The sequence below is a fragment of the Burkholderia sp. Bp9099 genome (assembly GCF_003857805.1).
In the GTDB taxonomy this organism is placed as follows: domain Bacteria; phylum Pseudomonadota; class Gammaproteobacteria; order Burkholderiales; family Burkholderiaceae; genus Burkholderia.
Map to the genome: position 1 here is coordinate 1 of NZ_QTPU01000039.1, position 13378 is coordinate 13378.

Sequence of the window (13378 nt, forward strand, 5' to 3'; positions counted from 1 at the left end):
CTTTGCCCACCGAGATCTACCCGGTACATCCTTCTCCAGATCACACCAATCCGCCGTCTGTCAGCATCAGTCAATGTCGCGGCGTATGACGATGACGTCATACTGGCCGACGATGCGTGACGTTGGTCCACAATTGTCTGGAAATGCCACTTTGCAGCGGAATCCCCCGGCTTGATCCATCCGTCCCGCGAAGTGTCACGTCGACCTGCTCGTGTGCACCATTCGGCCAACGCGGCGCAATATCGTCATAAAAATCTATGCGCATAAAGTCCATTCGCGGGACATGCCCGGCAGAGCGGACAATCAATCCTTCAGGGTAATATCGCCACTCGTCCCGATTACCGGCCTCGTCTGCACCTGCCGGAACTCGGCATCCTCGCATTCCGTCTCCTGTACCGTTCATGACTGACAGCCCTGCCCAAGGTGGTCGGACGACCGACTTCCTGCCGTACCTCGTCGCGGCAACGTTCTTCATGGAGTATCTCGACACGACCGTGATCGCGACCGCGTTGCCGCAGATGGCGCGCTCGTTCGGCGTCGGGCCGAATGCATTGAGCCTCGGGATGACAGCCTACATGCTGGCGCTCGCGGTGTTCATCCCGATCAGCGGCTGGATCGCGGATCGCTATGGCTCGCGTACGGTGTTCGCCACGGCCATCTTCGTCTTTACCGGTGCGTCGGTGCTGTGCGGGCTGTCCGAGGGCGTGGTGACGTTCACGGCCGCGCGACTGCTGCAGGGTGTCGGCGGGGCGATGATGGTGCCGGTCGGACGGATGATCGTCGTGCGCAGCACCGAGAAGGCCAGGCTGATGCGTGCGATCGCGACGATTACGTGGCCGGGCATCGTCGCGCCGGTCGTCGGGCCGCCGATCGGTGGCTTCATCACGACCTACGCGTCATGGCGATGGATCTTCCTGTTGAATGTCCCGTTCGGCATCGCTGCGCTCGTCTGTACCTGGCTGATCGTCCGGAATACACGGGCCGATGAGCAACGGCCGCTTGACTGGGTCGGGTTCGTGCTGGCCGGCGGAGCGTTGACCTGTCTGCTGATCGGTACCGAAGCGGCCGGCCAGCAGGACGTCGACTTCACGCGCGCGGGCATTCTGGTGGGGGCGAGCGTGCTGTTCGGCATCGCCGCGTGGATGCACGCGCAACGCTGCGCGCACCCGCTGCTCGATTTCACGACGCTGAAGGTGCCGACGTTCTCGGTGACGGTGATCACCGGCTCGATCACGCGGATGGCGATCAACGCCGTGCCTTACCTGCTGCCGCTGCTGTTCCAGATCGGCTTCGGGCTGTCGCCGTTCCAGTCCGGCCTGCTGCTGCTCGCGAGCGCGCTCGGCAATCTCGGGATGAAGGCGGGAACGTCGTGGATCCTCGACCGCTTCGGTTTCCGGCGCGTTGCGCTCGTCGACGTGACGATCGTCGGAATCTTCACGATCGCGTGCGGCTGGCTGACCGCGTCGACGCCGCTGGCGATCACGCTGTTCGTCGTATTCGTCTACGGGCTCACGCGGTCGATGCAGTTCACGACGCTCGCGACGCTGGCGTATGCGGATATCCCGGCCCGGCAGACGAGCGCGGCCAGCACGCTGTGGAGCGCCGCGCAGCAGATGACGATCGGGATGGGGATCGCATTCGGTGCGTTGTCGCTGCGGCTCGCGGCGTTGGTACGTGGCGACGCGGCCGGCATGCACTACGTACTCGACGATTTTCGCTGGGCGTTCGTTGCGGCGGGCGTGCTCGCGCTGCTGACGCTGCCGGGCTATGCGCGGCTGGCTTCCGATGCTGGCGACCGCCTGCGGGCAAATGTGGCCCGAGGGTAGGCCGGATCTCGCGTTGCCTTGGCGTCGCGACAGGTGAGGGCGGCGGCTTTTCGTTGCTCACCTGAAACATCGATCGGTCGAGGCGACGATGGTCCGACGGGCGGCACAACCCGTTATCCGTTACCACGAGCGATGAGCGGACCGTACGGCGACGGCAGGGTGCAACGAGCCTCGAGCACCGACGTGCGGTGCCGGTTGCACGACCCTGTCCGCGTGCCGAATGGCGCGACAGCGTCATGTTCGTTCCGCGGGCCGTCACTGTGCGTCATGGAAGATGATGCCGACCGTGTGGCGGTGGCCGCTTCGAATTCTGCTCACACCATGGCGCAAGTTGACGCGGTAGACGCCGCGCGTTCCCTGCACGGGCCTGCCGTGCACGGCGAAGATCACCGCGTCGCCTTGCATGAGCGGCACCACTTCCGCGCGTGACTGCATGCGTGGCCGCTGTTCCGTCAGCATGAACTCGCCGCCCGTGAAATCCCGCCCGGGTGCCGACAACAGGATCGCGACCTGGAGCGGAAAGACATGCTCGCCATACAGGTCTTGATGGAGACAGTTGTAGTCGTCCGGCCCGTATTGCAGGATCAGCGGCGTCGGGCGTGTCTGCCCCGCCGCGTGGCAGCGATCGAGGAAGGTCCGGTGCTCTTTCGGATAGCGGACGTCGATCCCGAGTGCCTGGTTCCAGCGATTCGCGATCGGCGCGAGATGCGGATAGAGCGTCGCACGCAACTCGGCGACGACCGCGGGCAGCGGGTACGCGAAGTATTTGTATTCGCCGCGCCCGAACCCGTGCCGTGCCATCACGACGCGTGAACGGTAGAGCGCATCCCGCGCATAGAGCGAGGCGAGCGCATCGCACTCGCTTGTGGAGATCAGGCCTGGTACCCGCGCACATCCGTAGCGATCGAGCTCGACATCGACGGTCGACCAGTCGATTGCGTCGACGCGTTGCGCGATGTCTGGCGATTCGACGGCAGGTTGCAGATCGGCGATATTCACGGGCATCCCTCGGTTCGTCAGCAGTGTGGCGCCGTACGGTCGCGCGAAATACTCGCCAGCGTCGCGTGCACGGTTGAAGCCACGATGAAAGTCGATGAACCCAGTCTAGCGGCATCCGCGTGCTGGCGCGCTCCAGATCTTGCGCTTCAATTCGGAAGGGAGGGGAGGAGAGAAAGTTGGGAGCGCGGCGCGGACACATCGGATGCCGCGATGTGTCGGAGCGGAGAAGCGCAGAAGCGCAGAAGCGCAGAAGCAGAGAAGCGACTGCGGAACCTTCCACGGCAGGCGACCGGTTTTCACCGGCCACGCGCCGCTTCCCCGATCAAGCCACCGACCGGAACAACCAGTAGAGCCCGCCAGCCAGTACGATCGACGCGGGCAGCGTCAGCACCCACGCGAGCACGAGGCTGCGCACCGTGCTCCACTGCAACCCGGATCCGTTCGCCGCCATCGTGCCCGCGACACCCGACGACAGCACGTGCGTCGTCGACACGGGCAACCCGTACACGTCGGCGGCGCCGATCGTCAGCATCGCGACGAGTTCGGCCGACGCGCCCTGCCCATACGTCAAATGCTGCTTGCCGATTTTCTCGCCGACGGTCACGACGATCCGTTTCCAGCCGACCATCGTGCCGAGGCCCAGTGCGATCGCGACAGCCACCTTCACCCAGGTCGGAATGAACTTGGTCGCGTGGTCGAGCTGCTTGCGATAGTTGTCGATCGCGAGCTTGTCGTCGGCGGCGAACGCGGGCTGCCCCGACTTCTCGATCAGGCGAATGGCTTCGGACACCAGATACATCGTGTTGCGCACGTTGTCGACGTCGCGTTGCGGCACCGCCGCCATCGACCCCGACGCGCCGACCGCGTTCGCGAGCGACGCGGACAGCTGCTGCACGGCCGGCAGCACCGCGGGCGTCAGTTCACGATGCTGCACGTAGTGTTCGACGTCGGCACGCGGGTTCGCGGACGGCGCGACGCCGTTCGTGTACTTCCCGAACGTCGCGGCAGCCTGGTTCGCGACGGCGACGAAGGTCTGCGTTTCGGCCGGCGTGACGGCCTTGTTCAGCGCATACGCGGTCGGCACCGTGCCGATCAGTATCAGCATGATGAGGCCCATCCCTTTCTGCCCGTCGTTCGACCCGTGCGCGAACGACACGCCCGTGCAGGTCAGGATCAGCAGGCAGCGAATCCAGAACGGCGGCGGCTGATCCTTCGGCGGCTCCTTGTACAACTCCGGAACCCGCACGAGCGCCTTCAGCACGAGCAGCAGCAGTGCCGCGCACAGGAAGCCGACGATCGGCGAGAACAGCAGCGACTTGCCGACGCCGAGCGCCTGGGCCCAGTCGACACCGCTCGTGCCCGACGGCCCGTGCATCAGCTGGTTCATCAGACCGACGCCGATGATCGACCCGATCAGCGTATGCGAGCTCGACGACGGCAATCCGAAATACCAGGTCGCGAGGTTCCACACGATCGCGGCGATCAGCAGCGCGAACACCATCGCGAAGCCTGCGCCGCTGCCGACCTGCAGGATCAGCTCGACCGGCAGCAACTGCAGGATGCCGAACGCGACGGCGCCGCTCGAGACCATCACGCCGAGGAAGTTCCACATGCCGGACCAGATCACCGCGACGTTCGGCGTCAGCGAGTGCGTATAGATCACGGTGGCGACCGCGTTTGCAGTGTCGTGGAAGCCGTTGACGAATTCGAAGCCGAGCGCGATCAGCAGCGCGGCGCCGAGCATCAGGTACGGAAACAGCGAGCCTTCGCGGACCGGCGACAGGTCGGCGATCAGGTGCGTGGCGATATAGAGGGCGCCGAACGCGAGCACCAGCAGAAAGACGGCATAGCCGACCTGCCTGGTGCGTTCGACGGAACCCGAATTGTTCGGTGCGGACGAAGCAGGTTGATTCATGACGGCATCTCGTAAGGGAACCGCGTCCGATCCTAGCTTTCGCCACCAGTCAGTTTGATGACAGTCGGGACGTCGAATCATCGTCTTACGGATGTGTAAGGGGAGGGTGCCGTGACGTCGAATTGCGACATGTCGTGCCGGCTCGCGTCGTCATCCATATCGTGAACAGGCCCGCGCACCGGCATGCGGGCCGCGGGAAGCGCGCACGGCGCGAGCGCCGCTAGCGCAGCATGCGCGGCGCGCTCCATGTCGATTCACGCGCCAGCGCGACGAATGCGGCCAGATAGTCGATCGACGCATCCGCCTCGCGGATGCCGAGGAAGATCTGTTTCGCGATCCCTTTCTTGCCGAGCTTGACCGGCACGACCGGCATCCGGTCCGCGTATTCGTCTGCAAGCCATCTTGGCAGCGCGGCCACGCCGCGCCCGCTCGCCACCATCTGCAGCATGATGTCGGTCGTCTCGATCGACTTGTGACGCCGCGGCACGATGCCGGCCGGCGTCAGGAACTGGTTGTAGATGTCGAGCCGGTCGGTCTCGACCGGGTAGGTGATCAGGATCTCGTCGGTCAGCTGCTCGGGCGTCACGTAGTCGGCGTTCGCGAAACGGTGCGCGTCCGCGACCACCAGCACCTGTTCGTAATCGAACACGGGATCGAAGCGCAGGCCCGGCTTGTTCAGCGGGTCGGGCGTCACGAGCACGTCGATGTCATGGCCGAACAGCGCTCCGATGCCGCCGAACTGGAAGCGCTGCTTCACGTCGACGTCGACGTCCGGCCAGCGCGACAGGTACGGCGACACGACCTTCAGCAGCCACTGGTAGCACGGATGGCACTCCATCCCGATGCGCAGCGTGCCGCGCTCGCCCTTCGCGTACTGCTTCATGCGCTCCTCGGCGAGCTCGAACTGCGGCAGCAGCCGGTTCGCCAGCTTCAGCAGATACTGCCCGCCCTGCGTGAGCCGCAGGCCGCGGCCTTCGCGGTCCCAGATCGGCGTGCCGAGTTGCTGCTCGATTTTCCGGACGGTATGGCTGAGCGCCGATTGCGTGAGATGCAGCGCGTTGGCGGCCGCGGTCAACGAGCCCTGGCGCTCGACTTCGCGGATCACGACGAGATGGAATCGTTCCAGCATGGGTATCGCTTGCCCGACAGATACATGAACAGATTTAATGGATGAATGAAATAATGCCATTTTATTTCATGGGATGAAATCCCTATGATGGCTGCTGGATCGACTATTTCTTCAGGACGGCAGCTTCATGGTTACGACCCACAACCTCGGTTTTCCGCGCATCGGCGCGAAGCGCGAACTCAAATTCGGTCTCGAACGCTACTGGAAGGGCGAGTCGTCGCGCGACGCGCTGAAGGCACTCGGCGCCGAACTCCGCCAGCGCCACTGGAACGACCAGCGCGACCTCGATCTCGTGCCGATCGGCGATTTCGCGTTCTACGACCAGGTGCTCGACATGAGCTTCACGCTCGGCAACCTGCCGAAACGCGTGCAGGACTTCCATGGCGATGCGCTCGACAACTATTTCCGCGTCGCGCGCGGCCGCTCGGCGCAGTCGGCGGAAGCACACGCGGCATGCTGCGGCGGAGTCGCGGCCGGTGAAATGACGAAGTGGTTCGACACGAACTATCACTACATCGTCCCGGAATTCCATGCGGATACGAACTTCTCGCTCGATCCGTCGCGCCTGCTCCAGCAACTGGCGGAAGCGCAGGAGCAGGGCGTCGCCGCGAAGCCGGTGATCCTCGGCCCCGTCACGTATCTGTGGCTCGGCAAGGCGAAGGACGATTCCGATCGTCTCGCGCTGCTGCCGAAGCTGTTGCCGGTATATGGCGCGCTGCTCGACACGCTGACCGCGCAAGGCGTCGAATGGGTGCAGATCGACGAGCCGATCCTCGTGACCGAGCTCGACGCCGCCTGGCGCCAGGCGCTGCGCACGGCATACGACGCGCTCGAGACGCGCCGCATCAAGCTGCTGCTCGCGACGTATTTCGGCCAGCTTCAGGACAACCTGGCGCTCGCGGCCTCGCTGCCGGTCGACGGCCTGCATGTCGACGCGATCCACGCCCGCGACGAAATCGACGCACTCGTGCGCGAACTGCCGGCCGGGCGCGTGCTGTCGGTCGGCGCGATCAACGGACGCAACATCTGGAAGACGGACCTGAACGCGGCGCTCGACTGGCTCGAGCCGCTCGCGAAGCAACTGGGCGAGCGCCTGTGGCTCGCACCATCGTGCTCGCTGCTGCACGTGCCGGTCGATCTCGCGAGCGAGCAGACGCTCGACGAGGAGATCCGCTCGTGGCTCGCATTCGCGCTGCAGAAGCTCGACGAACTGAAGGTGCTCGCGACCGCGCTGAACGAAGGCCGCGACGAGGTGGCCGACGCGCTCGCCGCGAACGCGGCCGCGATCGGCTCGCGCCGTCGCTCGCCGCGCGTGAACAACCCGGCGGTGAAGGCCGCGATCGCGCGCATCGACGCGCAGCTCGGCAACCGTGCGAGCCCGTACCCGCAGCGTGCGCCGAAGCAGTCGGCGCGCCTGAACCTGCCGGCCTTCCCGACGACGACGATCGGCTCGTTCCCGCAGACTGCCGAGATCCGCCAGGCGCGCAGCCGGTTCAAGGCCGGCGCGCTGGATGAAGCCGGCTACCGCGCGGCGATGCAGGCGGAAATCGCGCGCAGCGTGCGCGAACAGGAATCGCTCGAGCTCGACGTGCTCGTGCACGGCGAAGCCGAACGCAACGACATGGTCGAATACTTCGGCGAGCAGCTCGACGGCTACGCATTCAGCCAGTTCGGCTGGGTGCAGTCGTACGGTTCGCGCTGCGTGAAGCCGCCGATCCTGTTCGGCGACATCAGCCGCCCGAAGGCGATGACGGTCGAATGGATCACGTACGCGCAGTCGCTGACGAACAAGCCGATGAAGGGCATGCTGACCGGCCCGGTGACGATCCTGAACTGGTCGTTCGTGCGCGACGACCAGCCGCGTTCGGTGTCGTGCCATCAGCTCGCGCTCGCGATCCGGGACGAAGTGCTGGATCTCGAGCAGGCCGGCGTGCGCGTGATCCAGATCGACGAGGCCGCGCTGCGCGAAGGGCTACCGCTGCGTCGCGCGCAATGGGGCGCGTACCTGAAGTGGGCGGTCGAGTCGTTCCGCATCGCCGCGAACGGTGTGCGGGACGATACGCAGATTCATACGCACATGTGCTATTCGGAGTTCAACGACATCATCGCGTCGATCGCCGACATGGATGCGGACGTGATCACGATCGAGACGTCGCGCTCGGACATGGAGCTGCTCGACGCGTTCGACAGCTTCAGGTATCCGAACGAGATCGGGCCGGGCGTGTACGACATCCATTCGCCGAACATCCCGACGCAGGATCACATCGTCGGCCTGATGAAGAAGGCGGCGGAGCGGATTCCGGCGGAGCGCCTGTGGGTGAACCCGGACTGCGGGCTGAAGACGCGTCAGTGGGCGGAAGTGCTTCCGGCGCTGACGAACATGGTCGCCGCGGCGAAGACGCTGCGCAGCCAGGCGCAATGACGCGCGAACGCTGCGCGCCGGCCGTCCCGATCGACGATCGGGCGGCAAACAAGCGGCCCGCATGTGCGGGCCGTTTGTCGCAATGAATGTTCGGGGCAAGGCGGGGCGTTGCGGCGTACCGCCCGACGCCCGACGCCCGACGCAAACGGGCAGGCGATGTCGCCTGCCCGTTTGCGTGAGGTTACGCGGTACGCGCACCGCGCGGCAGCGCTTCGTCCGCCCTGCCGGGCGCGCCGGCATCGTCGATGCTGACGCGGCGCGAGATCAGCCACACGCACACCGACGACAGCACGGCGGCGCTCGTGTACTGGATCGCGAGCGGCCACCATTGCGGCGCGGTGTTCTGCGCGATCAGCGTGGCGACGAGCGGCGTGAGACCGCCGGCGAGCGCGCCGCACACCTGGTACGCGATCGAGATCGCCGTATAGCGGATGCGCGCGATGAAGATGCCGCTGACGAAACCGGCGACCACCGAGTAGTAGCCCGATTCCGCGAGCGTCGCGAGGCCGACGCCGACCGTGATCGACAGCGGCGTGCCCAGGTGCACGAGCGGCAGCATCACGAACGGCACGATCGCGGCCCATGCGCCGGTGATCAGCAGCACGCGCGTCGTGCCGAAGCGCTGTGCGAGGAACGCGGCGGCGAGTTGCACGACGAACTGCAGCACCGCGACGATCGTCATGCAATGCAGCACCATCGACCGGTCGAGCGACAGGAACTGCGTCGCGTAGCTGATCATGAAGATGTTGCTGAAATACACGCCGGCGATGCCGTACACGTTCGCGCCGATCGCGAGCAGCAGCAGCGGCCAGTACTTGAGTGCTTCACGCAACGGCTTTTGCGCGATGTTGCCGCTCTTCCTGACTTCCTCGAACTCGGGCGACTCGGACACGCACGCGCGGATCACGAAGCCGACCGCCAGCAGCACGGCGCTCGCGAGGAACGGTACGCGCCAGCCCCAGCTCATCATGTCGTCCTTCGACAGCGTGCTGATCGCGCCGAACGCGAGCATCGACAGGATCAGGCCGCTCGCGCTGCCGAGCTGCGCGAACGACGCGAAGAACGTGCGCTTGCCTTCGGGCGCATGCTCGCCGGCGAGCAGCACCGCGCCGCCCCATTCGCCGCCGACGGCGATGCCTTGCAGCACGCGCATCAGCACCAGCAGGATCGGCGCGATCACACCGGCCTGCGCGTGGGTCGGCAGCAGGCCGATCGCGACCGTCGACACGGCCATCAGCATCAGCGTCGCGAGCAGCGAGCGCTTGCGGCCGAAGCGGTCGCCGAGATAGCCGAACATCACGCCGCCGAGCGGCCGCGCGAAGAAGCCGACCGCGAACGAGCCGAACGACGCGAGCAGGCTGACGAAACGGCTTTCACCGGGGAAGAACAGCGGCCCGAACACGATGGCGGCGGCGGTCGCGTAGCTATAGAAGTCGTACCACTCGATCGTGGTGCCGACGAACGAAGCGAGCGCCGCCCGCTTCGGTTGCTTGATGGCAGTCCCCATCTGTTATGTGCTCCTCTGGAATTCTCTGATTTGGAATGGGTCGCGTGCCGGGATCAGTCGCGATAGGCGACGCCGGGCAGCACGCACAGCAGCTCGTACGCGAGGTTCGCGCCGAGCAGGGCCGTGGTGCCGAACGGGTCGTACGGCGGCGCCACTTCGACGAGATCGCAGCCGACGATGTTCAGCCCCTTCGCGCCGCGGATGATCTCGAGCGCCTGCGGCACCGTGAGGCCCGCGATTTCCGGCGTGCCGGTGCCCGGTGCGTAGGCCGGGTCGATGCCGTCGATGTCGAAGCTGATGTAGACGGGCGTGTCGCCGATGCGCGCGCGCACTTCTTCCATCAGCGGCGCGAGCGACTTGTTCCAGCATTCCTCGGCCTGGACCACGCGGAAGCCCTGCTCGCGGCACCAGTCGAAATCCTCGGCCGCGTAGCCGGTGCCGCGCAGGCCGATTTGCGTGACCTTGTCGCCGTGCAGCAGGCCTTCCTCGACCGCGCGGCGGAACGGCGTGCCGTGCGCGATCTTTTCGCCCATCATCGTGTCGTTCACGTCGGCGTGTGCATCGACGTGGATCAATGCGACCTTGCCGTGCTTGCGGTGGATCGCGCGCAGGATCGGCAGCGCGATCGTATGGTCGCCGCCGAGCGTGACCGGCTTGCAGTCGTGCTCGAGAATCGCGTCGTATGCAGCCTCGATGCGCGCGATCGAATCGTGCAGGTTGTACGGGTTGATCGCGACGTCGCCGATATCGGCAACCTGCAGCGAATCGAAGGGCGCGGCGCGCGTGGCCATGTTGTACGGGCGCAGCAGCACGGATTCCGTGCGGATCTGGCGCGGGCCGAAGCGCGCGCCGGTGCGGTTGGAGGTGCCGAGGTCGAACGGCACGCCGACGAAACAGGCGTCGAGGCCGGCTGCGCTCGCCACGTGTGGCAGGCGCATCATCGTCGCGATGCCGCCGCTGCGCGGCATTTCATTGCCGCCGAGCGGCTGGAAATGGGTGTGGTCGTTCATGGGCTTGTCTCTTCCGATGTGGGGTTGCCGTATCATTCGACGCGGCCTGGCACATAGTTTTACGCGTCCGGCCGGAAAGAAGAATGCGAAGATATCGACGTAAACATCGATTTTCATCGATGTATGGAAGGGGAACAAAAGGGGAATAGCGTGCTGGGGAATCTGTCGACCCTCGATCTGCGGTTGATCCGCGTGTTTCTCGCGGTCACGGACGCGGGCGGCGTGTCGGCCGCGCAAGCGATCCTGAACGTCGGCCAGTCGACGATCAGCGCGCAGCTGTCGTCGCTCGAGACACGGCTCGGCTACCGGCTCTGCGAGCGCGGCCGCAGCGGCTTCCGGCTCACGCCGAAAGGCGAGCGGTTCCACGCGATGAGCCGCAAGCTGCTCGCCGCGCTCGACGAATTCGGGATCGCGGCGCGGCACATGGACCGCCAGCTGGTCGGCACGTTGCACATCGGCCTGATCGGCCATACGCCGGTCAGCCAGAATGCACGGATCGCCGAGGCGATCGCCGCGTTCCGCACGCGCGACGAGGCCGTGCGCTTCTCGATCTCGGTGCGCGCGCCGGGCGATCTCGAGGAAAAGCTGCTGAGCAACGAGATCCAGATCGCGGTCGGCTATTTCTGGCACCGCGTGCCGTCGCTGCACTACACGCCGCTGTTCATCGAGCGGCAGGTGGCGTACTGCGGGCGCGGCCATCCGCTGTTCGAACGCGCCGGCGCGCTGACGCCGGCCGACGTCGCGGGATTCGAATGGGCGTGGCGCTCGTATCCGCTGCCGGAGGCGCAGATGTCGACGACGCCCGATCGCGTGACGGCGACCGCCGACAACATGGAGGCCGTCGCGCTGCTGATCCTGTCAGGCCATCACCTCGGCTACCTGCCGCAGCACTTTGCGGCGCCGTATGTCGCGCAGGGGCTGCTTGCGCCGCTCAATCCGGACCAGCTGCACTACGACGTCACGTTCCACATGGTCGTGGCGCGCGACGGGCGCGGCGATCCGCTCGTCGAAGCGTTTCTCGAGGATCTCGAGCGCGCGCATCAAAAGCCCGATGTCGTGTGAGGTCGCGTGAGGTCGCCTGAGGGCGGCAACGTGAACGAATGTCACGCCGGAGCGATCCACTGCCCGCATCACGGCACCGGCAACCCCGCATCGTGCTTCACCTCCCGCAACGACAACGCCGATTCGATCGACGTGACGCCCGGCAGCATCCGCAGCGAGTCGCGCAGGAACGTACCGTAGTCGTCGAGATCGCGCGCGACCACCTGCAGCAGGTAGTCGGCCGTGCCCGCGACGTTGTGGCACGCGAGGATCCGCTCGATGCCGAGCACTTCCCGTTCGAACCGGTCGGCGACCTTGCGGTCGTGCGTCGCGAACCGCACGAGCACGAATGCGACGACGCCGAAGCCGAGCGCCTGGCGCGACAGCTGCGCGCGGTAGCGCTCGATGTAGCCGTCGTTTTCGAGACGCTTCAGGCGCCGTGCGCAGGGCGTCTCGGACAGGCCGACGGAATCGGCGAGACGCGCGATCGGCAGGCGGCCGTCGCGCTGCACCGCGGCGAGGATCGCGCGATCGGTTTTGTCGAGTTCGGTCATGTTGGCGGAATCCTTGTCTAAATTCCGTGATTGTGGCGGATTCCGCTATGTATCGCCAATTTCGAGCCAAAGATGGCCAATAATCGCTCTCCCTTCAGCGGCAACATATCGTCACTGAAGAACGGGGGCAGACCATGATTTCCACGCATTTGCTGTTGATTTATCTCGCCGCGCTGGCGGCCATCTACGCGGTGCCCGGGCCCGACATGGCGCTCGTGCTGCAGACCAGCATCGGCCGCGGCGTGCGCCCGGGAATGGCGGCGGCGGCCGGCCTGTCGCTGTCGCGCACCGCGCACGTGACGCTGTCCGCCTGCGGCGTCGCGGCGCTGATCCGCAGCGCACCGTGGCTGTATGAAGTGATCCGCTACGGCGGCGCGCTTTATCTCGCTTACGTCGCGATCCAGGTGTTCCGCTCGCCGGTGTTCGCGCTCGGCGACGGCGATGGGGCGGCGCCGGGCGAACTGCGGCAGTCGTTCTTCAAGGGGCTGCTGACGAACCTGCTGAATCCGAAGGCACTGCTGTTCTGCTCGGTGCTGCTGCCGCAGTTCGTGCGCCCCGAGGCAGGGCCCGTCGTGTGGCAGATGTTCGAGCTCGGCGCGCTGCTCGTCGCGGCCGGCGTGTGTTTCGACCTCGCATGCGTGTTCGGCGCGTCGCGCATCGCGGCGTGGATGCGCGCGCATCCGCTCGCGCAGACGGTCCAGCGCTGGACGTTTTCCGCGGCGCTGATCGGGTTCGCGTTGCGCCTGTCGATGGATTGAGCTGCTGCATTGCATCACGGCCGCGCGGCTCGACTTGCCGCGCGGCCGCGATGCGCTGCCGAACGCGGGCCGCGCGCCATGCCGGGCTTCGCGCGCATGCGTTGGGGTGGAAGGGCGTGCGCGTAAATCGTCTGACTGATCTAAACTCCCTTCAGCTTCGCGCTTTCGCGAACCGACTGACCGAACGGAACCGACTTCCGCCGGCTATGTCCGATTT

10 protein-coding genes are annotated in these 13378 nt (G+C 66.0%); 4 read left to right on the top strand and 6 right to left on the bottom strand.

All coding sequences use genetic code 11. From position 1 onward, the window contains the following. Positions 1-401: 401 nt before the first annotated feature. Positions 402-1826 (top strand): DHA2 family efflux MFS transporter permease subunit, encoded by a 1425-nt coding sequence (locus DIE17_RS32280; RefSeq protein ID WP_124488700.1) that lies wholly within the window; start codon positions 402-404, stop codon positions 1824-1826. A gap of 255 nt (positions 1827-2081) precedes the next feature. Here the strand turns inward: DIE17_RS32280 and DIE17_RS32285 are convergent, their stop codons facing one another. The 3 genes from DIE17_RS32285 to DIE17_RS32295 all read right to left on the bottom strand — a co-directional run bounded on the left by DIE17_RS32285 (position 2082) and on the right by DIE17_RS32295 (position 5869). Then, complete coding sequence (locus DIE17_RS32285; RefSeq protein WP_185735412.1) at positions 2082-2825, bottom strand: 2OG-Fe(II) oxygenase; 744 nt, start codon at positions 2823-2825, stop codon at positions 2082-2084. A gap of 322 nt (positions 2826-3147) precedes the next feature. After that, on the bottom strand, positions 3148-4740 hold the full coding sequence (locus tag DIE17_RS32290; protein WP_124667898.1) for an inorganic phosphate transporter: 1593 nt from the start codon (positions 4738-4740) through the stop codon (positions 3148-3150). Positions 4741-4960: 220 nt separating this feature from the next. After that, positions 4961-5869: a LysR family transcriptional regulator gene (locus tag DIE17_RS32295; protein ID WP_124488697.1), complete on the bottom strand. Its 909-nt coding sequence runs from the start codon at positions 5867-5869 to the stop codon at positions 4961-4963. 127 nt (positions 5870-5996) lie between these two features. Here DIE17_RS32295 and metE point away from each other — a divergent pair, with 127 nt between their 5' ends. Next, a complete protein-coding gene (metE, locus tag DIE17_RS32300; RefSeq protein ID WP_124921648.1) occupies positions 5997-8291 on the top strand; it encodes a 5-methyltetrahydropteroyltriglutamate--homocysteine S-methyltransferase in 2295 nt (764 codons plus the stop codon). A gap of 181 nt (positions 8292-8472) precedes the next feature. On the opposite strand, the gene DIE17_RS32305 is transcribed toward metE, so the two are convergent. Beyond that, positions 8473-9798 carry an MFS transporter gene (locus DIE17_RS32305; RefSeq protein WP_124921649.1) on the bottom strand — a complete coding sequence of 442 codons (1326 nt, stop codon included), beginning with the start codon at positions 9796-9798 and terminating at the stop codon, positions 8473-8475. A 53-nt stretch (positions 9799-9851) separates the two neighbouring features. Beyond that, a complete protein-coding gene (speB, locus tag DIE17_RS32310; protein ID WP_124488694.1) occupies positions 9852-10808 on the bottom strand; it encodes an agmatinase in 957 nt (318 codons plus the stop codon). A gap of 150 nt (positions 10809-10958) precedes the next feature. On the opposite strand from speB, the gene DIE17_RS32315 reads away from it, so the two are divergent. After that, positions 10959-11870, top strand: coding sequence for a LysR family transcriptional regulator (locus tag DIE17_RS32315; RefSeq protein WP_124523321.1), 912 nt, complete (start codon positions 10959-10961; stop codon positions 11868-11870). A 68-nt stretch (positions 11871-11938) separates the two neighbouring features. Here DIE17_RS32315 and DIE17_RS32320 read toward each other — a convergent pair whose 3' ends face one another. After that, the gene (locus DIE17_RS32320) at positions 11939-12403 is read right to left on the bottom strand and encodes an Lrp/AsnC family transcriptional regulator (RefSeq protein WP_044848788.1); all 465 of its coding nucleotides are present in this window, start codon (positions 12401-12403) and stop codon (positions 11939-11941) included. Positions 12404-12537: 134 nt separating this feature from the next. On the opposite strand from DIE17_RS32320, the gene DIE17_RS32325 reads away from it, so the two are divergent. After that, positions 12538-13161 carry a LysE family translocator gene (locus tag DIE17_RS32325; protein WP_124488692.1) on the top strand — a complete coding sequence of 208 codons (624 nt, stop codon included), beginning with the start codon at positions 12538-12540 and terminating at the stop codon, positions 13159-13161. Positions 13162-13378: the final 217 nt, after the last annotated feature.

Bases quoted from the DNA above. Each gene is read 5' to 3' on its own strand.
- DIE17_RS32320 (WP_044848788.1), bottom strand. From the start codon at position 12,403: ATGACCGAACTCGACAAAACCGATCGCGCGATCCTCGCCGCGGTGCAG.
- DIE17_RS32290 (WP_124667898.1), bottom strand. From the start codon at position 4,740: ATGAATCAACCTGCTTCGTCCGCACCGAACAATTCGGGTTCCGTCGAA.
- DIE17_RS32305 (WP_124921649.1), bottom strand. From the start codon at position 9,798: ATGGGGACTGCCATCAAGCAACCGAAGCGGGCGGCGCTCGCTTCGTTC.
- DIE17_RS32280 (WP_124488700.1), top strand. From the start codon at position 402: ATGACTGACAGCCCTGCCCAAGGTGGTCGGACGACCGACTTCCTGCCG.
- DIE17_RS32295 (WP_124488697.1), bottom strand. From the start codon at position 5,869: ATGCTGGAACGATTCCATCTCGTCGTGATCCGCGAAGTCGAGCGCCAG.
- DIE17_RS32325 (WP_124488692.1), top strand. From the start codon at position 12,538: ATGATTTCCACGCATTTGCTGTTGATTTATCTCGCCGCGCTGGCGGCC.
- speB (WP_124488694.1), bottom strand. From the start codon at position 10,808: ATGAACGACCACACCCATTTCCAGCCGCTCGGCGGCAATGAAATGCCG.
- metE (WP_124921648.1), top strand. From the start codon at position 5,997: ATGGTTACGACCCACAACCTCGGTTTTCCGCGCATCGGCGCGAAGCGC.